16 protein-coding genes and 2 pseudogenes are annotated in these 25074 nt (G+C 58.6%); 10 read left to right on the top strand and 8 right to left on the bottom strand.

Annotated features, from left to right (window positions below):
* Positions 1-255: 255 nt before the first annotated feature.
* Positions 256-747, top strand: a pseudogene (locus DPQ64_RS19915) (DUF6610 family protein); the annotation flags it as partial.
* Positions 707-859: pseudogene (locus DPQ64_RS19795) on the top strand (DJ-1/PfpI family protein); the annotation flags it as partial. The pseudogenes DPQ64_RS19915 and DPQ64_RS19795, both read left to right, overlap by 41 nt.
* A gap of 97 nt (positions 860-956) precedes the next feature.
* Here DPQ64_RS19795 and DPQ64_RS10470 read toward each other — a convergent pair.
* Positions 957-1262, bottom strand: coding sequence for a putative quinol monooxygenase (locus DPQ64_RS10470; protein WP_004054295.1), 306 nt, complete (start codon positions 1260-1262; stop codon positions 957-959).
* A gap of 115 nt (positions 1263-1377) precedes the next feature.
* Positions 1378-2703 (bottom strand): hypothetical protein, encoded by a 1326-nt coding sequence (locus DPQ64_RS10465; protein WP_049987710.1) that lies wholly within the window; start codon positions 2701-2703, stop codon positions 1378-1380.
* A gap of 212 nt (positions 2704-2915) precedes the next feature.
* Here DPQ64_RS10465 and DPQ64_RS10460 point away from each other — a divergent pair, with 212 nt between their 5' ends.
* The 3 genes from DPQ64_RS10460 to DPQ64_RS10450 all read left to right on the top strand — a co-directional run bounded on the left by DPQ64_RS10460 (position 2916) and on the right by DPQ64_RS10450 (position 5209).
* A complete protein-coding gene (locus DPQ64_RS10460; RefSeq protein ID WP_049987709.1) occupies positions 2916-3263 on the top strand; it encodes a hypothetical protein in 348 nt (115 codons plus the stop codon).
* An 87-nt stretch (positions 3264-3350) separates the two neighbouring features.
* Positions 3351-4280, top strand: coding sequence for a M78 family metallopeptidase domain-containing protein (locus tag DPQ64_RS10455; protein ID WP_049987708.1), 930 nt, complete (start codon positions 3351-3353; stop codon positions 4278-4280).
* A 110-nt stretch (positions 4281-4390) separates the two neighbouring features.
* The gene (locus DPQ64_RS10450) at positions 4391-5209 is read left to right on the top strand and encodes a hypothetical protein (RefSeq protein ID WP_115864276.1); all 819 of its coding nucleotides are present in this window, start codon (positions 4391-4393) and stop codon (positions 5207-5209) included.
* Positions 5210-5224: 15 nt separating this feature from the next.
* Here DPQ64_RS10450 and DPQ64_RS10445 read toward each other — a convergent pair whose 3' ends face one another.
* Together DPQ64_RS10445 and DPQ64_RS10440 are read right to left on the bottom strand one after the other, a co-directional pair.
* On the bottom strand, positions 5225-6028 hold the full coding sequence (locus DPQ64_RS10445) for a DUF6036 family nucleotidyltransferase (protein ID WP_115864275.1): 804 nt from the start codon (positions 6026-6028) through the stop codon (positions 5225-5227).
* Entirely contained in the window at positions 6025-6951 is a 927-nt protein-coding gene (locus DPQ64_RS10440) for a helix-turn-helix transcriptional regulator (protein WP_115864274.1), read from the bottom strand. Before DPQ64_RS10440 ends, DPQ64_RS10445 begins: the two co-directional genes overlap by 4 nt.
* A gap of 138 nt (positions 6952-7089) precedes the next feature.
* Here DPQ64_RS10440 and DPQ64_RS10435 point away from each other — a divergent pair, with 138 nt between their 5' ends.
* The 3 genes from DPQ64_RS10435 (at position 7090) to orc4 (ending at position 10067) form a co-directional block, all read left to right on the top strand.
* Complete coding sequence (locus DPQ64_RS10435; protein ID WP_115864273.1) at positions 7090-7413, top strand: hypothetical protein; 324 nt, start codon at positions 7090-7092, stop codon at positions 7411-7413.
* Positions 7414-7467: 54 nt separating this feature from the next.
* A complete protein-coding gene (locus DPQ64_RS10430; protein WP_115864272.1) occupies positions 7468-8121 on the top strand; it encodes an HNH endonuclease in 654 nt (217 codons plus the stop codon).
* A gap of 713 nt (positions 8122-8834) precedes the next feature.
* Positions 8835-10067, top strand: a complete 1233-nt coding sequence (gene orc4 / locus DPQ64_RS10425; RefSeq protein WP_049908454.1) for a DNA replication protein Orc4 — start codon at positions 8835-8837, stop codon at positions 10065-10067.
* Positions 10068-10206: 139 nt separating this feature from the next.
* Here the strand turns inward: orc4 and DPQ64_RS10420 are convergent, their stop codons facing one another.
* From DPQ64_RS10420 to DPQ64_RS19790, 4 genes are all read right to left on the bottom strand, one after another.
* Positions 10207-12375, bottom strand: coding sequence for a type B DNA-directed DNA polymerase (locus DPQ64_RS10420; RefSeq protein ID WP_198662091.1), 2169 nt, complete (start codon positions 12373-12375; stop codon positions 10207-10209).
* Positions 12376-12377: 2 nt separating this feature from the next.
* Positions 12378-12683 carry a hypothetical protein gene (locus DPQ64_RS10415; protein WP_049908475.1) on the bottom strand — a complete coding sequence of 102 codons (306 nt, stop codon included), beginning with the start codon at positions 12681-12683 and terminating at the stop codon, positions 12378-12380.
* A 2-nt stretch (positions 12684-12685) separates the two neighbouring features.
* Positions 12686-13630, bottom strand: coding sequence for a hypothetical protein (locus tag DPQ64_RS10410; protein WP_368276049.1), 945 nt, complete (start codon positions 13628-13630; stop codon positions 12686-12688).
* A gap of 225 nt (positions 13631-13855) precedes the next feature.
* Entirely contained in the window at positions 13856-13984 is a 129-nt protein-coding gene (locus tag DPQ64_RS19790; RefSeq protein ID WP_269814481.1) for a hypothetical protein, read from the bottom strand.
* A 55-nt stretch (positions 13985-14039) separates the two neighbouring features.
* Between DPQ64_RS19790 and DPQ64_RS10405 the strand changes: the two genes are divergently transcribed.
* Both DPQ64_RS10405 and DPQ64_RS10400 read left to right on the top strand, forming a co-directional pair.
* Positions 14040-15278: an RNA-guided endonuclease TnpB family protein gene (locus tag DPQ64_RS10405; RefSeq protein ID WP_115864269.1), complete on the top strand. Its 1239-nt coding sequence runs from the start codon at positions 14040-14042 to the stop codon at positions 15276-15278.
* Between the two features lie 492 nt (positions 15279-15770).
* Positions 15771-25043, top strand: a complete 9273-nt coding sequence (locus DPQ64_RS10400; protein WP_115864268.1) for a DUF5797 family protein — start codon at positions 15771-15773, stop codon at positions 25041-25043.
* Positions 25044-25074 lie beyond the last annotated feature (31 nt).

Below are 25074 nucleotides of genomic sequence, written 5' to 3'. Positions count from 1 at the left end.
ACGAGGCGTGTTCGTTCACTGCCTGCGCGCAGTTCGCACTCGTCGATCTTCTTCACGAAGAGGCGGACTCAGAGACGAGTCTCGTCCACGCCGGAGAGATCGACCCACTCGAGGCTCGATACCACCGGTGAGTTAACCAACATCAGGAGCGGTAAAGCTGCTGTTGTTGGTTAATAGTGGCGTCCGCTGGTGGTATTTTCTCGCCCCGAGAGCGGGCGCGGGGCGAGTACTCCCGCGTCTTCTGGGTGATTCGAGATGGCGCTTTCAGCACGTCCGACCAGCAGCATCGCGACTGAAATTACGGCAGCCCGGCAGGCCGACCACGTAGCATTCCTTCACCGCGTTCCCTTCGCGCTTGACGCATTCCGACTCGGGTTTCTCACGGGTTTTCGCGAGGACTGTACCTACCAACAGCACCAGTACACAAACTTGGAGTTACCAGTCGGGATGCTGGATAACGACTTTCGCAATCCTGACCTTGATCGGTACGTCGAGCGTTTCTTCGAGTACGAACCACAGGTCGGCGTGATCGGTGACGCCTACGACGTCGACGAGGTCAACGAATACGTTGCTGCCGCTCGCGAGATTCAGGGAAGCTATCCAGCGGCTGACCTCGTGATCGTCCCGAAGTGCCGTGCGGCGATTCACGCGATCCCTGATGACCTCGTCGTCGGCTACTCGCGCGGCTACGCTGATCGACTCGCCCACGAGTTCTCCGACCCTGTGGACTGGCGCGGGCGGCGAGTGGGTCAACGAGGAAGTCGTCGTCGACGAGGGACTGGTGACCAGCCGCAAGCCCGACGACATCCCCGCCTTCTGTGATAAAATCATCGAGGAGTTCGAGGAAGGTCGCCACTAACGGCGCGGTAGCGCGAAAGGGTCCATCGCCACGTCCGGCGTTCGTGAACGAGATGTGAGATTCGTCTTTGCTGCTTCTGTCTGTCCAATTTCAGATGTTAGGGGAGTTTGGCCTCCAGTACGTCGACTTCTTCTATCTCCGGCGGTTCTGCGAACAGCTCGTCCGCGTTTTCCTCCAAGGCAGCAGCGATTTCGCCCGAGAGATGCGCTTCCCGACCGGATTCATCCGGAAAGGTGTCGAAGATGCCGAACGTCGAATCGTCCATGCGGAGCGCGAACCACGTGGTGGTGTCCGGTTCTTCCTCGGCCATCGGCAGTGCCGAACGGAGGAATTCCTCGACATCGGATTCTTTGCCGGACTGTGCTTGGAGTCGAACGAGGAGGGCGACGTTTGCGTCGGTCATACCCAGTCCGTAGGTAGGTGCGCAACTCACATAACTATTTATGCTAGACGCTCAGGTGCTGAGGAGTACTCGGGTGAAACGCAGAGCCTTACCCGCTGCTTCCTCCTTCCGATTCTTACGCCGCCTGAGTTACGTGATCTTCTTTCCGGGGCGGTAGCGGCTGTGTCGAGGACTCACCCAACACCTGCTCAAAGCTAAATGAGCCGTGGCGGTGAGCGAAGCTCTCCGCCGGCTCGCCGTTTGTGAACGTCGACATCGATTCACGCAGCGCCAACAACGATGTACGCGCGCGTGCCGCATGGCACCGCGCGTACGGGACTCCAAGGCCGTATTTCAGCCGCCAGTTCCCCCCTTCGATTGCATTCGTACTCACTGGCCCATTGAACTCTTCTTCGTCCTCGTCCCAGAACGATGGGTGCTCCTCACGGAGTGTCGCCACTATCTCCTCGTACGCAGTCTCGTACTCGTCTTCGAGATACTCCCGCAACTCCTCTAACTCGCCCGCCTCGTGCAGTTCGGACACGCGCTCGTCGCTGCGAGCGCGTGTCCGGAGCTTGTGGACGAGACACTTCACCCGATCCGGCAAGATGTCGTTGTAGCAGTCGTTGTCGTCGGTGAGCCAATAATCCACACCCAAGAGCGGGAAGACGAGCGCGAGCGCCAGCGCTCGCGCGAAGGCGGTGTTCCGACACTGGAGTCCGGCGAAACAACCCAGCTGAGTCAGATAGGAACATCCGACAGTGAACCCTTCCGGCCACTTCTTCGGGTTTTCTCCCTCCTGTTTCCGGCGCATATTTTCCTCGTAGAGGTCTTTCTTTGCGCCCTTCTTCGCCGGATAGGTCTCGTCGGCGACCCCGACGAGACCGTCGATGTCCTCGGCAGCGAGTTCGTCGGCGAACTCGGTTTTGAGTTCGTCAACGGTGCTGACACCGAACAACAGCGAGAGGAAGTTCATCGAGAGGATGCAGCCGGCAATCGTGACGCTGTGCTGCTCGGCGACTTCGTCGCCGAACAGCTCGGCATAGCGTTGGATCGTATCGCGGTCAACCTGGAGACCGTACTGATTCTGAAGAATCCGTTCGCACGCGTGGAACGGATTCTTCGCCGCATGGAACAGGCAGAGATCAACGACTGGTTTGGCGTATTCACAGTCCTCGTAGAACAGCTCCCCGATATCGCCATCGTAGGAATGTCTGCACTCGGAGCACTGATACCGCTGAATCTCGACAGTGATCTCGTCGAAGCCATCCTCGGTGATGAGGATGGCGAAGAGCCGATCCGTTCGGTAGCCGTTCTTCCAGACCGTGGTTTCACCGCACTTCGGACAGGGCCGCGGGTCTCCGACCCGCTGGCCCTGAAACCCGCGAAACCAACTCTGAAACGCATGAATTAGACCGAGTGGTACGAGGCTGTTCAGCGTCTTTTCTTCGGTTTCGTGCATGAGTAGTGGCCAGTAAGAGAGGGTGGTATTTCACTCCCGTTGCAGACACCACCCCAAGAGGGGCACGAGCGTATTCTATGACAGGGTGCGACGGAGTCACTCCGTAACCCTGAGCGGATTCTTCCTGCCGGTGTGACGCCGTCGTCCAGTTTTTCGAGCCCCCGAAGAGGGCGAAGGCTCGATAACGAGTCTTCAGACTGAGGTGAATTCCCGTGAGTCAACAACAACGTGTGAACGACGTCTCGATCGATGCGATTCCAGTCGATATCACGAACACACAATCCGGCGAGGTCGAGCCCGCCGAAGTTCCCGAGGAGATCCGGTCAATCACTCGTGGACTCGCAAGTGAGCAGCCGCCGACGAACCCGCTCGTCGTCTTGAAAGCGGCTCGCTGGTGGTACATCCACGGGAAGGGCGGGACTGATCCCGCGTTCCAGTGGGCCACCGAGTGGGCGCGACACCTCGCGACCGACACGCCCAGCGACGTGGAGCAGTTCGATGAGTTCCTCGAGTACCTCGTCGCGGTCGGCTTCGCTGACGAGAAAGCAGTCCTGCGGTGACCGCCGCCGCGAGTTTTTTGTGCGCCCCAAGGGGTGCGGCGCGTCCTGAACTGACGCAATCGCCGTGAACTCGATTCGGTGAATATTATGGCTACGGCCAGTGACTCGTCGGTCTCGTTCGAGGAGACCGACGCCCGACACGACGAGATGCACAGTACCATCGAAGACTGGATCGACGACCTCGTTGCAGACGTCGAGGACGCGCAGTCCAGCTCAGAGTTCCAGGAGTGGCTTGATGTTCAATCCCGGTTCCACGACTATTCGCACCGGAATACACTCCTCATCAATCTCCAGTGCCCTGACGCGACGAAGGTCGCGGGGTACAACACCTGGCGGAATGAGTTCGACCGGCACGTCCAGGAGGGCGAGCAGGCGATCTGGATCTGGGCCCCGATCATCACCACGCAATGTCCTGAGTGCGAAAATTCGCCCAGCTACCACGAGCAAAGCGGCTGTGAGTACGACGAGACGGCGCCGGACGAGTGGTCGAAAGGGCTTGTCGGGTTCAAACCAACGGCTGTCTTCGACGTGTCCCAGACCGAGGGTGAGCCGCTTCCCGAGTTGGAGACAGAGGCGACTGGCGATGCCGACGACCTAGTACCCGCACTCGAGGATGCAGCCGCTGAGATCGACGTGACGGTCCGTATCGTCGACGCTGTCGACTGGGAGCATGGCGACGCCAAGGGCGTCTGCAAATACCGGAGTAAGCGTGATCTCCAACCAGTCGTTGAGGCGAAAGCCCGCACGAATCAGGCCGATCTCGCCGTGACGCTCATCCACGAGTTCGCTCACGCGCTCCTCCACGCAGACGTCACCGACGAGACCGAGCGGGCGAAACGCGAGGTCGAAGCCGAAGCCGTCGCGTACATCGTCGGTCGGTATTTCGATCTCGACACGAGCGGATCCGCATTCTACTTAGCCGCGTGGCAAGGTGATGAGCCGGACGTGATTCAGGATCGTCTCAGTCGGATCAGTTCGACGGCTCAGGAAATCATCGGAACGGTTACAGAGAGCTGAACGCGCGGTTCTCGCCTGTTAACCAACATCTGGACGCTAATACCGTTCTGCGTTGGTTAAGTTTTTAGCGCCCGCCGAGGGGCGGAGGCGCATTCCGGTCTCCACGAATCATGACTGACCAGTATGTAACCGCCGTCCTCGACGAGGCGGAACGAGTTGCAGACCAGCACGACCAGGTCGCCCGGTCGACGGACAATCCAGCGCACGAGTATCTCAGATACGCAATCCTTCGGTTGCTCGAAGGCGAGTCTGACGATGCACCAGCAGACGTGCCGCAGATCGACGGCGTGACCGTCGGGTACGGGGAGGACGAGGCAATGTTTGATAGTTGGAGCGCCGACGTCGAGTGGTGGGAGACGGTACCGGCGCAAGAAGCGTGTACTCGCTTCCGCGTGTTCTACCCCGACGAGCACGAGACCGTCCCGCGGGTGATCGTCGACGTGATGGGCGCCCTCGGCGCGTGGCGCGTCTGGACCGGCAGCGCTGCCGCCTGCGGCTCCTACGACCATCGCGAACGGCGCGAAATCCACTTCCTCTGGCCGGAAGGGCATCCGGTCGAAGAACTTCTTCCAGATCGCCTCCAGGGACCTGACGCCGCCGTTGCGCCGGATGGCGGACAAACAGGTGACGTGCGTGACCGGATGGTCGTCACGGAGCACTCAAGCCAGCAGGACGACCTCGAACCGCGAACCAGACGCGCCGTCGACGAAGAGATGGCCGTCTCGCTGCTCGAAAAGGGCGGCCGCTACGAGATTCACTCAGCGTCCGGGAATCGATACGAAGTGGATGTGATCAGCGAATCCTGTACCTGTCCAGACTGGACGCAACGAACGCCCGATGGTGGATGTAAACATATGCGCCGGGCGGATCACGAAATCAAGCAGGGACGTGTCCCGCGACCGGACGGTCGACTTCCCTCGGATTCCTGAGTGAATCCCGGCGATCTACTCCGCTGGACGGACTGTCTCACCATCTCGGGAGACCCGGTCGAACTCCTCGAGATACGTGACTCGCTCCACGACCTCCGCCGTATCGAGTTCGAGGTCGGCCGCCAATTCGTCAACCGTCTTTGGTTCATCGAGTATCTGGAGTACCTCGAGCCCGCGGTAGTACCGGGTCGTCAGCTCCTGGACGCGGTCCTCGATCGGCGTGGTCACCCCGTACCGCTCGTCGAGGTCGACCAGGGCCTCGTTCGCGAAGGTGGCGAACTGGTCGTCGCCGAGCCGGTCGATCTGCGCCTCGAGTTCGGCCCGGACGACGTCGTAGTTGAGTCCAGCCTGCACGAGCATATTCATATCCTCGATGTCGTCGTCGCGGCCTGCGATCAGTTTGAACAGGAAGATATCCTCGTTGTTGACTAGGCGGACCGTCAGTCGATCCGTGTTGAGGAACGGCTCGCTGCGCTTCTGCATGCCGTCGGTGAGGACGAGCTTGTTCGCGACCTGCTGATTGAAGATGTCGAGGCGACACCCATCGTCGTTCTCGACGCAACTCGTCGCCCCCAACGCCCGGTAATCCGAATCCAGCGACTGTACCTCCGCATACCCGAGGTCCATCAGGACGGCCCACAGTTGACCGTACGCGTCGCCATCCGGGACGACCAGGTCGATATCTTTCGTCGCCCCCTTGAGGTCGCGCAGCGACATCGCGCCGCCACCGATCAAGTAGACCGTAAGCGGGGCTGAGAGGCCATCTGCGATGCGCTGGAACTCGTTCTCGATGTACTCGCGTCCGAATCTTGGTCTCATTGTGGTAGTGGCACCTCGTAGTCAGCCGCCAGCTCCTGGAACTCGCCCCACTCCGGGAGCCGGTCGTCGTCGACCTCTCCGTGCGTTTCGAGATAGCGGAGCAAGGCGTCGATTTCGTCTTCGAGGTCATACTTCGCCGCTCGCTCTCGGAGGTCCTCCTCGTCGACGTCAACGTGGCTGAGCAGGAGGAGACAGTACGAGCGGTGGCGGCTGCCGTCGTCGATTAGCAGCGTGTGACAACACAGCTCCGCGGGCGAGACTGCGTCGAGCTCCTCGGAGTAGAGATAGTAGCGGTGGCCGGTGAGCAGGAACTGAAGGTCGAAGGCCGCAAACCGTGCGAGGCCGGTTTCGTGGAACCCCTCTGCGTTGATCTCCTTCTCGGCCTGCGCGAGGAATTCGTCGTAGTCCTCCCAGAGAATCGTGCCCTTCGGGGCGACGGCTTCGAGGCGTTGGCGATGCAGATGGTGTGCGAGTTCACGGGCGAACTCGTGGAGGCGGTCGAAGTCGGCGTTGAACTTGTAGTGGCCGTCGGCCGTCCCGACGAGCCCACGGTCGCGAAACCGCTTGAGGACCCGGTTGACCGTGTTGCGGTAGTTGTCGCTCCGGTCGGCGATCTCGGAGACGGTTCGCGGCTGGTCGAGGTAGTACAGCACCTCGAGTGCCTTCCCGGTCAGCAGCTCGGGGAAGTCGATGTGGGAGTGCTGGCGGACGAGGTCCTGGTAGAGCTCGACGGCACGAGCGTCTGACGGGATGACTCGTTTTCGGCGGCCGTCGCGTTCCGTGTAGACGAGTCCCTTCTCGACGAGGTCGGCGACGGCACGAGAGAGGTAACTCTCGCTGTGGTCGAGCTTCGTCGCGAGTTCGGAGATCGTGTCGCCACGGTCGACCGTAGCGAGGACCTCGAGTTCGATACGCCGGAGCACGATGTAACATAGTACGAAACTTGTATATAAAGAAGTTTCGAGTAGTGTTACAGTCAGCAGGCACGAGAGCCGTCTCCATCATCTTAACCAACAAAACTATGGATTCGTGGGCCGTGTTGGTTAACACGAGAATAGCCGATGCCCTACGAACCCCCGACCCCACCGGCGAACCTCCCGACGGAGATCGTCAACACGCTCAACGAGTCGGACCCGGAGCAGCTTCGAGACGTTGCGACGTACGCTGAAGCGCTCGCCGAGCACAAGGAACGGGAGGCCCGTCTCGAGGAGTCAGCAGATCAAGAAGAGGTCGAAGAACGGCCAGACGATCTCCCGGATGACGTTCCTGCCAAAGCGACGATCACGGTCAAGGAGATCAACGACAATCGCTACTACTACTGGCAGTGGCGGGAGGGCGATTCAGTGAAGTCCAAATATAAAGGGTCGGTCAACCCGGACGAATAGCCCCGGACATTCATCAGTGATGCCGGTTGCTAATGGGCGGCGAAAGGCCGACCCATGCCCATCGAAGTTGAGTGTGATTTCTGTGGTGAGACAATCTCAAGACCTCCGTCGGTAGTGGAGCGTGCAGAGCACCACTTCTGCGATAAGACTTGTCAGGGGAATTGGCGGTCTGAACAAAAGGACAACAGAGTCACCCTCCACTGCGACTACTGTGGGACGGATTTCAAACGATACGAGTGGAATCTCAAAGACGATCAGACAAACCAGTTCTGTAGCAACGAGTGTAGGGGACGATGGCAGATAGAAAATCGTCCACAGACAGAATGTACAAACTGCGGTGAGACAATCGGGCGGATTCAGTACGATATCGAATCAGCTGATCGCCATTTCTGCAGTCGAGACTGTCAGTGGGAATGGCAGGAGGAGACAGCTACCTACGATTGGGAATCAACCCCGAACTATGGACCGCTATGGAAAGAGCGGCGTGAACAGGTCTTAGAGCGAGATAATCGAACCTGCCAGGGGTGTGGCCGTAACGAAAACGAACTCGGATATACGCCGCGAGTACATCATATTCGGCCGTTCGCGGAGTTCGATGAGGATGAGGTCGAAGCTGCTCACGATCCATCGAATCTAGTCTCGCTCTGTGAGCCTTGTCACACCAGATGGGAAGGCGTCCCGCTTCGTCCGAAATTGCTCTTAGAATAAGTCCGGAGGAAGATACCTTGCTCAGGACAGAACTCGACGAGATGCCGCAGAGTATGGATGGCCCGATCAACCCGGACGAGTAAAACTCGATGATGGAGGACACCCACCCCACGTTTCCGTCGTAACTGGATGTTGGTGGAGGGGGTAACGCTGATTTCGAAGGGACCACACCCCCCACGTTTCCGTCGTTTCTCCACGACGGCGTAGGGAGAGGCTACGATAGTGCAATACAGCCACTAATTCTGTTGACCTAGAACCAATCTAGAGATGAACTAACTTCTGCAATACATAGATTAAAGTGGTATAGCTGAGAAATGCTCATTAAGTGTACTTCGACCAAAGAGGGGGCGAAGTACTTCGCCCCCTCAGATGAAACAATCCTTTCCAGCTGCTTCTGTAGACGGCCAGTATTGGATGGCTAGGCCGCTCTCGTCTTTGGTATCTCGTCGTAGATGTCTTCTTCGAGTCCCCTCCCCACCTGTTCGGTGATTACGACGGAAACGTGGGGTGTGTGGGTTCGGGATTCGACATCGAGGCGACGCTTCCGTCTACGGGTTTCCTCTCTCACGTCGGAAACGCGGCTATATTGTCAGCAATCCAATTCCACCGAATTACGGCATTTTCCGGCTGATATCGGACAAGGAACGTCGGAAACGTGGGATGGCGTTCTCCACTAGATTTATACTCCCCCCGCTCACACCGTGTGATATTCAATGACGCCCGACTCTTCACCCAGTTCTGTCGACGATCCACTCTTTGAATCCGGGCATCGTATCTTCGCGAACAAGGATCTCCTGAAAATCGGCCACGTTCCGGAGGCTGACCGGATCGTCGGTCGCGACGAGGAAATCTCGAAGCTCGCGAAACGTCTCAACGGTGCTGTCCACGGGTACTCCCCGGAAAACGTGATGATCTACGGGAAAACGGGGACCGGTAAATCTCTCGTTTCGAAACACGTCTGCCAACGAGCTCAGAATGCCGCTCAGGATGGCGTCGAGATTGGAACCGCGTATATCGACTGTGCTGAAGACAACACGGAGACTCAAGCAATCTCCTCACTGGCCGCGAAGCTGAACGATGAATCTTCGACTGGAATCTCCGTCCCCCATACCGGCCTCAGTACGTCGAAATACTACAAACTCCTCTGGAAGACGCTCGACGCTCAATTCGATTCTGTGATCATCATCCTCGACGAGATCGATCTGATGAACGACGACAGCGTGCTGATGAAGCTCTCGCGCGCTGAGGAGGCGGGAAAAATCGACTGTAGCGTCGGTGTCATCGCGATCAGCAACAAGATCCAGTACGTCGACAACGTGAACGAGCGCGTGAAAAGCAGCTTCCAGCACAAGGAGCTGTTCTTCAAGCCATACGACGCCAACCAGCTTCGGGAGATCATGTTCAACCGTGAGGACGCCTTCCAGGACGGCGTCCTTTCCGAGGACGTGATTCCGCTCTCGGCGGCCTTCGCCGCGCAGGAACACGGCGATGCTCGGAAGGCGATCGACATTCTTCGCCACGCCGGCGAGGTCGCCTACGAGGCCGGAGCAGAGCAGGTGACGGAGGAACACGTCCGCCAGGCACAGCAGCACGCCGAAAAGGACCGGTTCAGAGAACTCGTGAACGGCGCACCCACGCAGGCGAAAGCGGCGTTGCTGGCGCTCACGGAACTGAGTGTCAACAGCAATGACGATGCGTTCCTCACGAGCCGGGTGTACGACCAGTACGAACGCATCTGCAACCATCTCGATATGGATATCCTCTCAGTCCGTCGGTTCCGCGACATCCTGAAAGAGCAAGCCTTCCTCGGGGTTGTCGAAATCGAGAAGATCAACAAGGGGAGTGCGGGCGGCATCCACCTCCAGAACCGACTCATCGAAGATCCCCAGGTCGTCCGCGAAACGATCCTCGAGGACAGCCGGATGCAGGACTGGACTCGCGAGTAGTGACCCCCTACTACTGAGTGGGTGCGGACGACGGAAATCTGGGGTGGGGCGTGAGGAAACGACGGAAACGAGGGGGGTCGAAAATTACGTCGGAAACGTGGGGTTGGATCGAAACGACGGAAACCAGGGGTGGGGTCCACTACGACAGTTCGTTGGTGGCTCCGAACGAGCTCAAAACGGCGTCCCTCTCACCGGAGAGCTCTCGGCGAATGTCGGACCGATCCCAGCCAAGCGGTAACAACACACTCTCGACAGCTCTGACTAGCTGCGTCTGGTAGTACGAGGCGTCGTAGGTCTCGATCGCTTCGTGGGCGAGGGCGACCCGGTCTCGCGAGGATTTCTCGTCGTCGACGACCACGTACTCGATATCCTGGCCCGGGTGGACTGCTAGTTCCTGCTCGCGGGCTCGCTTCAAGGCGGCCATGTTCTGGGTATTCTGTGAGTACCCTTCAAGCGGCTTGGAGACACGATTCCGCTCGACGAGCCGCTCCATTGCTACGTTGCCCGCCTGCAGTTCGTCGATTGCTCGTTCGAGACACCCGAGCACTGCGTCCGGTGACCGCGTGGCATCGAGCCGGTCGAGACAGTCCCGCTGGACGTCCTCGATGAACGGCGGGGTCGAGCGCTGCCGGGCTTCGATGCCTCTGATCTTGAAGTCGTCGTCGCCGGCGACCTTCCCGAAGTACTTGGTCAGCGCGCCGGCGTCGCTCTCGCGCTGCGGCACGAACGCCACCCAGTCGTAGTGGGCCTCGTGTTCGAGCCGAATCTCGACGCGTTCCGTGATCCCCGTCGCGAGCGTCTCGAGGTCCTCGCGGTCCTCGTCGTCGACGACGGGGTCCGGCGTCACCCAGATGGAGTCGACGATGCCGTGGACGACGCGCCAGCCGCCGGCTTCTAGCCGCTGTTTCGCCGTCAGCAGAATCTCACGAGCGAACGCGTTAATCGCTTCGTGGCACTCGATGCGGCCGAACTTCGCGTTGCTGAACCCTTGATAGCCGAAGCAGGCGACGAGTATCCACTTTAGCGCTCCCGACCGTCCCTCGAGTTCCGCCAGCCGGTCCTCGTCGGGGTCGTCCCGTTCCTTCTCGCGACGGATGGCCGCCTTGATCTCGTCGCGAGCGTCGATGATCGGCTGTAGCACGTCGACGAGGTAGCCCCAGTCGTCGCAGATCGAGTACCCGAGGCCGGGGACGTCCTCGCGGTCGCTGTGGCAGTCACACCGGATGACGCCCGGCGAGACGTTCCGGGTACAGATGATGTTCGGGTACAACGAGGAGAAGTCGAGTTCGTGGACGTTCTCGTGGAGGCCGACCTCGGGCGCGAAGATGAAGCCGCCACGGTCGGCGTCGTGGAGCGTCCCCATCGGCTTGTAGAACTCATGGCGCCAGGAGTTCCATGGCACGAGGACGCCGCGGTCGTGGGCCTCGCAGATTTGGATCGCCGTGAGCACGTTCCCGATCGACGCCCACGCGAGTTCCTGGACGGGCTTTTTCGAGCGCGACACGAGGTCGAGGACGCCGTCGAGGTTCGTCTCCCCGTAGAAGAACGTGTTCGACTCGTCGATGATCGCCCGGCCGGGCACGTTGTACCGCGCCGGCGAGTGACCGACGCGGCCGTAGCTCGAGTACGTCGACCGGCTCGCAAGCTGCTGGTAGTCGACGTCCGGCCACCGACTCAGCGAGAAATCGTCGATGCCGGCGTCCGTCGCCATCTCGTACAGAGTAGGGACGATCTCGCTCGTCGAGCAGATCAGGACGTCCGGATCGTGTGATTCGAGCGCCCCCTGGACGGCGGTCAGGAGATCCGTCGGCGAGCCGGTGACGGCGTCACCGGCGACGGACAGCTGCCCATAGACGTCGTTGCTCGTTTCGGTCACCGGAACGCTGAGCCGGAGCGTCGACAGTTCGCTCGCCGGCGTCGGATCGGCGCCGGTCTCCAGACAGTACCGGAACTCTCGCGAGAAGTCGACGTTGAAGCAGGCGAGATCCCCGACTGGATAGGCCGACAGCTGGCGTGCCTGCCGGGCAAGTGGGGTGACGCGGTCGATGTCGCCCACATCGACCGCCAGAACTGCCTCCTCGTCTCGTCGAAAGCCCGGTCGTCGCGCAACAATCTCGGTCGCGACGACGTCCGGGTGCTGGTCGTACACCGATTGGAGTGTCGTGAGGTCGAGGTCGGACGCTGGGTCGCGAGCGGCGACGTAGAAGCGTGGAGTGTAGTCATCGCGCTCGGTCGCGACGGCGCCGTCGGCGGTTGCCTCCCACTCCAGGACGCGGCCGTCGTCCAGAAAGTCGATACTGAACGGCATCGTCACGGGTTCGCGTCCGGTGGGGCACTCTCCTGGTCATCGCTCGTTGCGACCGCGGCTTCGAGCTCCTCGAGGCGCTCTTCGTGGTCGTCGAGGCGGGCCTCCTGTTCGAGATCGATGCTGAGCAGCGCCGGCAGCAGCGGATTTTGGTGGTTCAACAGCCCGCTCGCGTCGGCGTGGTCGCGGGCGTACTCGAACAGCTGGTCAAATCGTGGCTGGTCGCGACGCCGCAGTGCCCGGCGGAACTCTGCCCACCGCTCTTCGATGGCCCGGAGCGCATCCCGGTACGTCGGGTTTGTGCGCCCCATCGCTATCGCCCTCCTGTCCCGGTCGCCGTCCACGCATCGAGCAGGGGATCCGCGGTGGCCGCCACCGTCTCACCGTCAGCGGTGACCCCTGTCCCGACACCCTCCGGGGTCGGCGTCGACGACGTCGGCGTTGTCGGTTCCACGCCGACTTGCGTGGCGCGTGCCGCGAGCAGCTGCCGCCAGTACGCGAACGTCGTCTGGTAGTACGCGCCGTCGTCGACGGGATAGACGAGCGTCTCGAAGTCCTCGCCGACGACCCGTGGGCCCATCCGAGTTTGCTCGCACTCGAGATGGTGGTCCGCGACCGTCGAGACTGGCTCGGTGAATTCGTTTCGTTCGTTTCTCGTAACGAGCACCGGTATGTCGTATCCCTCGGCGTAGGTCGCTAACCGGGCGAGAGTTCGGGCTTGGAGGGTTTTTGCGTGAGTCTCGCCAAGGGTATCGTCGGCGCGGTACTGGGCGTCGACGGCCGGCGCGACGATGAGGGCGGGCGTGTGGGGCGATGCGTCCTCGTCGTGACCTGGTGCCTGTCGACCGGCTACCCGAGCGTCGGCGGTGGATGTCTGGATCGACTTGTTCACTGCCGTCGGGAGATCACAGACGGCGCCGTAGTGCTGGTAGGCAGTGAATCCGCGGGCGACGTGAATTCGGTTGAGCAACCGTTGACTGGGCGCGATCTGGGCGAGTGTCGTCGTCGTCGCGTGTCCGTTTGCGTCGACCCAGAAGGCGGGCCCGTCGTGCAGGAGGAGATGGTCGAGCACGAGCGACTGCAGGATCGGGACGCCGCGCCCTCCTTCGACGTCGAGCAGGGTAATACCGTCGTCGAGTTGCGGCAGCAGCATTTCGTCCGTAGCCGGATCGGCCTGGTCAGCAAGGGACCGATTGCGGTCAGCCCCCCGTGTCGGCTGATCCACCGCCAATCGGTTCGACGTTGAGTGTTCTCCCATACTCCGCTAGAGGTTTACTTTACCGATAAGCCGCGGCGTGTCGTTTCCGTGTTTCATAGAAGGTACGAGAAAGATGATTATCCGTCTTCAGGCAGCTGTTTATGCGGCTATTCAACGGTTTCAAAGAATATTTCCAGAGTGGCAGTCAGCACCGTTTTCGTCTAGCGAGGGAATCTCGACCTTCAGGCTGAGCAGGAATCGCGCTACTCTCAGACGCAGCTGCCGTTAGTCGACATTGCCGGATTCCCCTCGTTTTGCATCGATACACTCTCTGACGAGGCTCGATAGATTGATGTGATTCTCGTCTATCCACTCGGCCTGTTCTTCCGTGATGGTGATGTTCTTCCGTATCATCACCACGTTCTGTGTGTTCGATGCGCATAAGTGTGTATAGTGTGTACTCATTCGTGTGTCCGAGTCGGTGACGAAAACGCTTCAGGCTACGCTCGTGCCACCCACAGCAGGCAAAGAGCAACGCCTGTCGCGTCTGCTGGACACATATCGTGAGGCCCTGCACGACGCCTTCGACGCCGGGGCTGAGACAATGTCTGCAGTCAACGACATTGTGACACCCTACGACCTGCCGTATCAAGCCAAAGACGCGCTCAAGTCCTACGTCCCCAAACTTCGGGACACGTACAACGCTTCGGAGTTGGACGACGGGCATCCGCTTCGACTCGTCAACCGTGCTGCGAAATTCGACTACTCCGACGAGCGCGAGTACGGCTACGTGTGGCAGGTTCCCCAACCCGGTCGCGGGACGAATTTCTGGATTCCACTGCGTATCAACCCCGAGCAGGAGTCGCTGTGGAACGACCTGTTGACTGACGATGGGGCAGAACCCGGTGAAATTCAACTCCAGCGACACCGAACGTCGTGGGAGTTGCACGTCACCGTCGAATACGAGGTCGAACAGACCAACTCGGACTATGCAGACCCGACGTACATCGGCTTCGACGTTGGTGAGAGCGCGTTGATTACGGGCTGTGCCCTGAAACGCGACGTGCCACGGGAGCCGATTATTGTCAGTGGCAATCGAGCACGGCATCTGCGGAAAGAGATGCACACGACGCTCAAGCGGCTCCAAAAGCGTGAGGCTGCTGAGTGGCGGATCGACGAGCGTTTCGACTACTACCAGAACGCGCTCACTGATATTGTCGAAAAAGTGTCTCGGCGGGCCGTCGAGTATGCCCGTGGGTTCGAGAACCCCGTAGTCGTCATGGAGGATCTGACCGATATCCGCGAATCGCTGGACTATGGGAAGTGGATGAACCGACGACTCCACGCATGGGCGTTCGCTCGATTGCAGGGCCGTATCGAGGACAAAGTCCGAGATGCTGGTATCCCGGTCGAGTACGTCAACGCCGCTCATACATCGCAAACGTGCCACGCCTGCGGCCACATCGGAACCCGGGACGGCGACGACTTCCGGTGTCAGAACAACGGTTGCCACATCACAGTGTTCCACGCCGATCTGAACGCGGCGGCGAATATCGCTGGCCGCGTTGACCCGTGGGGAGAGAGCCTGTCTTGGGAACCGACAGGCAATGACTCGCCTCGGGATGGGAGCGCCCGTGACAGCGCCACAGTCCACCGTGAGACGAGCGAGAAATCCTCGCAGATGAGACTCACGGCGTTTACGGACTGAAACCTCTCCGGGCTTGCCACGTCGGCGGCAGGGCCGGAATCCAACCGTGTTGGAAGCCCCGCCGTGTACCGAGGGCGAGGATGTCACACTCGACTAGTTGTCCACAGTCCCGATACGCTTCGCCGTGGCACTTCCGTGTTTCATGGAAGACCCGAAACAGAGGATTAATCGCCCTCAGTCGGCGAGTTTCTGCGGGCATCTACTGGCTTCCGCGAACGTTTCCAGAATCCAAGCTGAGCTGAACACAATTCAACCAACAAACTGGGGATGTATGTTCTGTGTTGGTTAATAGATGAGAATATAAAACCATCTGAACAGACGGGCGTGTAAGTAAGACTCAATATCAGGGACGCTTCGAAAGGTGTTGCGTAAATGAAATGAATGAGATTGCTATTGGAAATATAACGTTAAGATACTCTTACTGCTGTCAGCGCAATCTACATAACCCGTCACGAGTTATCATATCGGAAGAGGCAGCCTCCGCGTTTCATCATGGGACGGAATATTGACGATATCGCGGATGACAGAGCGCTAGGGATTCAGTCCGCTGGCGAGAACTATCACGACGACTTCCTCGTCAAGCGGCCCAAAACGGAGTGGTCGCCCTATATTGATGAGACCGCGAAGGATCTCTCGTCTGGCATCCAAATTAGCGACCTCTCACTTACGAAGGACAACTTCGGCCAAGAGTTAGGAGCCTATTACCGACGAGGTTTGAAAAAGTCCGCTGGGCGGTACGCCGATTTGCCAGCGGTACTGGAAGAGAAGGTCAGTGATGAGAAACTCGGTCTTCTGGCATACCAGCTCAATGAGCTCAGTTATGATATTTCAACGAGTGATCTCGGCATTGACGATGTGGAAAAGGCGACGGAGGCAGTACTTGAAAAATTACTCACCCGGCACGTCGGGGAGGACCTGAGTGTCTCGTTTGACCTCTCTGGTGCAACGGTCTCCGACATCACGACGCAACTGTTCAACAACGAGACCATCGCATCGAACGTCGATCTCCTGTTGACTGAAATCGAGAATAGCGCCTCGCAGGGCTTGCTTTCGCTCTTGGACGAGCCCCAGATGATGACGCCGCTGTGGGAACACCAGCGTGACGCGCTGGAAAAGTGGTGGGAGCACGACAAGCGTGGCTACGTGGATATGGCAACGGCCACTGGGAAAACGGTCCTCGGCCTCGGTGCCATCGCGCTCCGGTACGGTGAACTGCATCCAGAGGATCAAGCTATCGGTGGTGTAGCCGATCCCGTGGATTCGACCGGCAGCGACGACGTGCTCATCGTCGCGCACAGCGAACTCATCCTTGAACAGTGGCGGCGGGAGTCCGAAAAGCACCTTAACATCCCCCAAGAGCGAACGACAGGGAGCAACGATATCACGCTCGAATGGGGAACGATCCACTTCCGTACCCCGCAGTCCCTTGTCAACGAAGACCGAGTAGCCTACGACCTCGTACTCCTCGACGAAGCACACCATTACGCGACCGGCAGTGAGTGGGGATCACTCCTCGACGAATTCGATGGCAACGTCTTGGCAATGTCCGGTTCTGTTGACGACGCGGGTAGCGACAGCGAACGTATCGAGGAACGCCTTTCTAACAGTATTGGCCCTAGAGCCAAGCGGTACACCGTCACAGAGGCGAGAAAGAACGGCGTTATTCCTTCCTTTGACTGGGAAGTTCATTATGCACCTTACGACGTCGTCGGTGATGATCTCGAAAAAACCGCAGAACGAGCGGAACGATCATTCCAAGAGTTCCGGCAACGTCTCCGGCAAGGTGAACTATCCCTCGAGACTGACCGCCGACTCCGAACCTACGAAGATGTCCGCCGATTCTCCCATACGACGGAAGGGAACTCGCTAAAACAAGAAGACGACGCGTTCCGCGACTTAGTCACCCGCCTCTTCTCGCGGCGGACGAAACAGTGGAACCTTTCGCCGACATTGGATGTGGTGGTCGATCTCGTTGTTGAACATCACACGACGGAGAAGGTCGTCGTGCTTGCGGATAGCAACGCACAGGTCGAGGAATTAGAATCACGGATCACCGACGTCGTGGCGAATCCCTCCTCGGTGTATCTCGTGTCTGGCTCACAGAGCAGGGGAGAACAGCTCGAAACGATCGAGGAGTTCGACGAGCCGGAAAGTTCGGGCGTCCTCATCGGAACCGGTGACCTGCTGGGTGAAGGCGTCGATATGCAGCACGCGTCAGTGGCAATCAATATGGCTACAGGTGGCGTCAATCAGGAACTCGTTCAGCGCATCGGGCGTGTGCTTCGCAACCCTGACGATACGCCCAAGCACGCGATGTTCTACAACGTCGTCGGCGTCCCCCCGACTGAGGACGCAGCTATCCCACGGGAAGACGGTAAGCAGATAATCGAGCAAGCAGCAGGGTTCTGCTCGCTCGGACGCCGTTTCGATAAGCTACCTGGCTTTGCACTGTCCGGGCCGATAGACGGCGATGTCGTTGGAACGCTCTTGAGAGAGGGCGCACAGTTTATCGATTCGCTTGATGCTGACGGGGAATACGAGTGGGACAAGGAAATCATCAATCAGGCTGATCTGACGGCACTCCACGACGCTGTCCAAGCCGCTGACGACGATGTCGAGACCATTCTAGGCGAATGGGAAGAATACGCCTGGGAACACAGCGAGGATAACCCACCAATCACTGACGAAACAGACACGGACGGGCCGGCAGAGACGGCGGACGACGAGTCACAGAATGAGCAAAGCGTGGTGGAATCCGAGTCGAGCGACGCGGGGACGTTGTCAGCAACAAAGCGCAACCGTATCGAAGACCTCGTCCGACTCCAACCAACAAAGAACGCGGCGTTACAGGACCGGTGGGGGCTGTCATCTGGAAGCGACGTTCACGAGTACCTACAATCTGAACTCGCAGACTATCACTTCCGCGATAGCGACAGTCTCATCTGGGCCAGCGACAAAGCCGAATCCCTCGTGAACGGCGACTCACCCACTGAGGAAACCACACAGTCGAAATCGGATTCCAGTACTGAGATCGAATCCAACCAGGAACATCCCACCGAAGACGATCTACTCGATGAGATTCGCCGTCTGAAAACGGAGCTCGGGGAGGTGCCCACCAAGATCGAGATGATGAACCGGGGCGAGTATGCTATCAGTCAGTTTGAGAACGCCTTCGGTTCGTGGTCCGACGCAATTCGAGAAGCAGGGTTCGAACCCAAAGGATCGCAACAGAGCACGTACACTCGGGAGGACGTCCTCTCAGGCCTCCGTGAGGTCGCCACAACACTCGAGAAATCACCCTCAGTAAACGACATCAACGAACATGCCCCATTCAGTGCCACTGTCGTCTACAATTACTTCGACTCAATTGGCGATGCGCGGCGAGCAGCGGGCGTAGACCAACTGGACGACAGCGGAGAACCAACCGCTGACGATGAGACTGCGGCGCAAGTAGAGCCGAATCCGCTCGCCGAATACTACGAGCTCTTCCGGACCTTCGCATCGCTTCTCGAACGGCTCGTTGAGTCCGAGCGGACGGCATATCGCGTCGATGGCGATGATCCAATGAACCGCTGGCAAGCCGCAGTTACCGACGTCGTATTCGGGGACGGATTAACTGATGACAGTCCGAGCTATGGTGAACAACAGGGCTCTCGAAACCCCCACAAGATGGCGAAATACCGCCAAGCGTTCGGTGACGGGGAGATGGTCACTGAGTATCAGCTCGCACAAACCGAGCGCTTGGAGGACGAGGATGCCGCGGTGCTCATCGAACAGCAGGTCATTGATCCTGGGGAACAAATCTATCTCCCGGTCGCGCCACAATCAGAAGTACCGCTCCCGATTGCAGTCTCGTCCGACGACGAACTGGACGAAGCACTGGCACTCCTCCAAGAGTTCCCCGCAGAACCCGAACCCGCAAGCAGCGAGCGATCCAAATCACAACCACCAGAAACGGACGACGACGATTCAACGTCCGAAACAACTGCACCTGTCGAAGAGGACGAGACAACTCTAGAACAAGACGACTCTGATCAAGAGGCAGATACCAGTACTGAGACGGACAACGGTGCGCCCGAACAGACGATCTTCTGGGCACAAGATGTCGATCCAATCACCGAGTACGAGGAGGAACAAGCAGTTAGCGACGATACCGCCGCAAACGGCGATTCATTAGATAAAAAGATCGACGAGTGGAAATCCCAGCTGCTCGACCTGACCCGCCGGAACAAACTCGTCTCATTCAAACCAACGAAGACGAAAGACCTCCCGTTCGAGGACGCGAACCCCACGACTATCGCCGGCGAGATTGACGGCGACGGTGAGCTCTTCATTCGGAAGCGGCCGACAGAGGACGACGAAGACGACCAGCCTGACATCGCAACGAACGAAGTACTGCCAACGCGGGCACCGGATGAAGCGGCAAACTCGCTATCCCAGATCGCGCTCAAGAACAAGCAGTACCTTCGGGAGCGCGGGGTCGATTCCCTGTACATCTCGCTCGGGATGTTGCGTTGGTACAGCGTAGACCACAGCGACGAAGCGAACCGCTCACCACTGTTCCTCGCTCCCGTCGAATTAGAAGAGAAGACGCTTCAGGACGAAGAGAAACACGACTACGTTCTCAAACCAAAAGCAGAAGGACTCCGGCTCAATCCCGCGCTCCGCAAGAAACTCGCGGCCGAACGAGGAATTAGCCTGCCCGCGGACAACGCGCTCTCACTCGCAGAGATCGACGCCGCATTCGAAGCAGTATACGAAACGCTGCGCGGCTTCGATCGATGGACGATTCAACCGGACGCAGTGTTGGGGATCTTCGACTTCACCAAGTACAGTCTCTACTCCGACCTCGAGCGCAACCGAGAGGCAATCAAAGACGACCCAATTATCCAAGCGCTCAACGGCGAGATGGAACCGCTCCAAAAAGCCGAAGGCGACATCACGACGCCGAAAGCCTCAGAACTCGACGACGTCGTCGATCCCATCGACACGTACCAAGTGCTCGACGCCGATTCCAGTCAACAGGAAGCAATTGAGGCGGCGAAACGAGGCAAGAGCTTCGTGCTTCAAGGACCACCCGGGACCGGGAAGAGCCAGACAATTGCGAACATCATCGCGGAGAAACTCGCTGCCGGCGAGCGTGTCCTGTTCGTGAGCGAAAAGCAGGCAGCACTCGACGTGGTCAAAAATCGACTCGACGATGTCGGCCTCGGTCGGTTCTGTCTCGAAGTTCACGGTGAGAAAGCAACCAATACGGACGTCCTCGGGAGCGTCCAAACCGAACTGAAGGCCCCGCAAATCAAACCCGCGGACAATCGCGCCAAACGGCTCGGAAAACTCCGCGAACGGCGAGACACCATCAATCAATACGGGCAACAACTGTTCTACTCCCCTGACGGATGGGATCTGACGGCGTACCAAGCGTTCGGCATCGTGAGCAAACACGCAGACGTTCCCCGCATCGATGTCGGCATCACACAGCCACTGAGCGTGGGCCAAGAGACACTCGAAACCGCCATAGATGAGTTAGAGACGCTCGCGCGCTTCGGTGAGGAAATCGTCACCTACGAAACGAGCCCGTGGCGACACACCACGCTCCGACAGTGGGGTGTCGATACTGGCGACTCGATGCGCCAGTCCCTAGAGCGGCAGGTCGAAGCTATCGAGACGCTGCAAGACGTTGCAGACGAGCTTGAAGCTGAATTAGGTCTTCGGCCGGACTCTCTTGCTGAATTCCGTGAGGTGAAGCAACTGTTACAGCACGTCTCGAACCGCCCGGATATTGCCTGGCAAGACGCATTCTTCGACGGGTCGTTCGCACAGGAAGGCGGACGGTTCGAGGAACTCGCAGAACTTGAACAAGAGCGCGAATCGCTCATCGATGAGCTTTCAGACCACTACCAGCGGAGTTTCTTCTCTGCGAACGGCGCGGAGCTCAACAACGAACTCGCAGCATACGGAATGCTGAAGGTAGTCAAACCGAGCTATCGGTCGCTCAAGCGAAAGATCACGACCCACGCTCGAGACGACTACGATCCGAGCCATGACCAACTCCTCGAAGATACACGCAAACTCGCAGAGGTCCAGCGAATTGAAGACCGGAGAGAAGATTTCCGGGGCGTCATAGAGCGTCTCGGACCGCTGTACGAGGGCGGTGATACGGATTGGGAGACGCTAACCCAGGCCCAGCGGTGGGTCGCCAGGCTCGACGAGCACGACTCCACGTTCACGAACCCGATCGTCGAGTCTCTGGTTGAGAACACGCTTCCAAGCGTGGATCCGTTACTCGAGCGGACGAACGCAGCGCTCGCGGACTACGACGACGCTGCCGCGTTCTTCGAGAACGCGATGAACGTCGAAAAGATGCAGGTCAATGGTACGCCACTCCGGCAGGCGTCGTTCCCCGAACTGTCGGAGACACTCCAGGAGCTTCGTGGTGACGTCCCTGCCTTGCAGCGCCGCGTCCAGTTCGCCTCACAACTGGACACTGTCCGTGACACAGTCTGTGAGGAGTACGTCGAGCGGTTCCTCCAGGGGGACTACAAGAGTGACCATCTCGTCCCGGCGTTCAAGAAGCGATTCTACACGAAATGGCTTAACAGCGTATACGAGCAAACAGGTCTCGGGTCGTTCAACGCGGACGAGATGGAACGATACGTCGAGGAATTCCGCCGCTTGGACAAGGAACAACAGGAACTCGCAAAGATCGAAATCCAACACGAAGTGACGAAACGCCGGCCTTCGTTGGATCTTGAGCACGCCTCCAGCGCGGAGCAGGTCCTCGTACGCCGAGAAGCGGAAAAGCAACGCAAACACAAGCCGCTTCGTGAGTTGTTCGACGAAGCAGGCTCATTCATCACGCAGCTCACGCCGTGTTTCATGATGAGTCCGCTGTCGGTCGCGCAGTACCTCAAAGCGGACTCAATCGAGTTCGACACCGTCGTGTTCGATGAGGCCTCACAGATCATGCCGCAGGACGCTGTGAGCAGCCTTATCCGTGCCGATCAAGCGGTTATCGCGGGCGACACGAAACAACTCCCGCCGACGTCGTTCTTCCAATCCGACGTGGAAACCACGGAAGACGTACGTGAAGACCTCGACAGCATTCTCGAAGAAACAGCCTCTGTCCTCCGCGAGAAGAACCTCCGATGGCACTACCGAAGCCGTACTGAGGAACTCATTCAATTCTCGAACTACCACTACTACAACAATAGTCTGCGGACGTTCCCGGAGAACGACCCCGACGTTGAAACTGGGGTGGACTTCGAGTATGTCGAAGACGGCGTCTACGACCGGGGAGGCTCGAGACAAAACGCGGTCGAAGCACAGCGAGTCGTCGATCTGATCGAGGAACACGCAGAAGAACGGAGTGACAAGAGCCTCGGCGTCGTCGCGTTCAGCAGCGCCCAAGAACAAGCTATCCGAGACGCGCTCGCTGAGCGACGTGAGGAGAGCCCCGTGCTTGATGCGTTCGTCAGTCAAGACGACGTGCTCGACGAGTTCTTCATCAAGAACTTGGAAATGGTGCAGGGCGACGAACGGGACCGGATGATCTTCAGTGTCGGCTACGGGCCCGCTCAAGATGGCACGATCTCGACGAATTTCGGCCCGATCAACAAGAGCGGTGGGGAACGCCGCCTCAACGTAGCAGTGACGCGTGCGAAAGAGCACATCACGGTCGTGTGCTCGATGCTCCCCGGCGACATCGATCTCTCAGGCTCGAACAGCACTGGTGCCAAGCACTTCAAGAACTACCTCGAATATGCCCGCAAAGGCAAACAGGCGCTCGTCCGAGACGACGAAGTGACGGATACGCTCGATTTCGATTCACAGTTCGAAGAGGCGGTATACGACGCACTCGAAGCGGAAGGGTACGATGTCGTCTCGCAAGTACAGAGCTCCAGCTACAGCATCGACTTAGCAATCAAGCACCCAGAGCAGCCCGGGAAATTCATCCTCGGTATTGAGTGCGACGGAGCGGCGTACCACTCCTCGAAGACAGCCAGGGACCGAGACCGGACTCGGCAGATGGTGCTTGAGGAGTTGGGCTGGACGATTCACCGGATCTGGTCCCCGGACTGGGCATCCAATCAGGAGCGTGAGATCAGAAAGATCAACGAGAAAGTTGAGGACCTCCTCGACGGCCAGTCGTTCTCCACAGACGACCCCGACATCCCCTCGCACGAACCCGAGGTTATGGAGGTCGATTCGAAGGTTGAGCACGACGAGATTACCGAGTTCGAAGAACCCTCACTGGAGTGGGACGAGCGATACGATCCCGATAAACAGGGGATGGATCTGGCAAACAGAAATTCAATCCGGGACACCGTCGTCCAGAATGGCCCCATCAAATACGACACCGCGATGCAAACCTACCTCGATGTCTGGGGTCAGTCTCGGGCTGGACAGAAAGTCCAACGAATCTTCCGAAACCGCCTAGACGAACTCAAGAGGCAAGACAAGGTCCACGAACACGGCGAGTTCCTGTGGCCACCGCTTGATGAGCTGGAGTTTAATATCCGTATTAACACGAAATCGGCCACGAGAACGATCGACGAAATCCCTCTCGAAGAGATCGCCAAAGCAATCACTGTCGTGCTCCGCGAAGGCGGCGCGATCGAGGAGGACGATATCGTCCTCGAGACGACGCGACTGTTCGGGTACCAGCGCCGCGGGAACCGGATCAAGTCCCGAATCAGTGAAGCCCTCAGCCTCCTCAAAGAAGAAGACCTCATCACGACAGGTGACCGAGTCACCCTGAACGAAACGAAACATCCAGACACGGTTCTCCTCTCCCGAATTTATCCGTCTGTCTCACCTTCACCGCCGAGTGATGACCCATCAGGACAGAACTCAGACGACGCAGCCCCTCCATCTCAACAGAGAGCTGACTCGTTCCCCTTCCTCGATTACGATCGATCACAGTGGCAAGTCCCCTGTCCCTACTGCAACTCCAATATCAACAACACAAAAGACGCATTCGTGACTCACTGGGCAAACGCAGACCGGTGCAGTGGTCCGGGACCAACGCCACCACGAGCAATTAACCAGATGTCTCAACCAGAGTGGAAAGACATCCTCGAGACGATCGAGTCACGTACCACCGCAGAGAACACTAGTCAATCAGTTATACACTCCACAACCAACGGTGGGACGGAGATCCAACAGGCACAGCAACCAAGCGTCAATCTCGACATCGAGAGTCCTGATGGGTCGTTCCCATGGCTTCACTATCCCGACAAGGGCTGGAAAGTCCCCTGTCCCTACTGCGATAAGAAGGTCTTCAACAGTGAGGAGGCATTCAGAAACCACTGGAGCGCCTCTGAGACCTGCTCCGCGAGTGCAGGCCAGAATATAGACGGCTCAACCGCGAGTACCGGAGACAACCCCCCGAATCCCGATCGAGTCGATCAACTCTCTACGCTCTTCAAAAATCATCTGAACCGGGATGAACACTCGGACCACTGGATCAACTTGACCTTCGAGAACGACGGGCAGACAGATACCCACTACCAATATCTCGATGGCGCACACAACCTGACCCGCCTTACCCCCTCACAGAAAGCAGCACTCGAGGATGCAGTAGACCAATACGATCTCACGATCGAAGCTGAAGATGACAACTACGCCACCGTGACGAGCAACTCACAACAGCCGGATGTCGAAGCAAATCTTTGTCTCAGCCTTCTGCGCACCGTCTACGATACCCAGATTGAAGACGTGAAGCAGGCCGCCGAGCACGGTGACGGCTACGAAGCATGGTAACCGAGACAACACGGTGACAATACCGATCCCG

This window comes from Halorussus litoreus (assembly GCF_003382685.1).
Lineage (GTDB): Archaea > Halobacteriota > Halobacteria > Halobacteriales > Haladaptataceae > Halorussus > Halorussus litoreus.
This window is presented reverse-complemented; position numbering and strand designations above follow the sequence as displayed.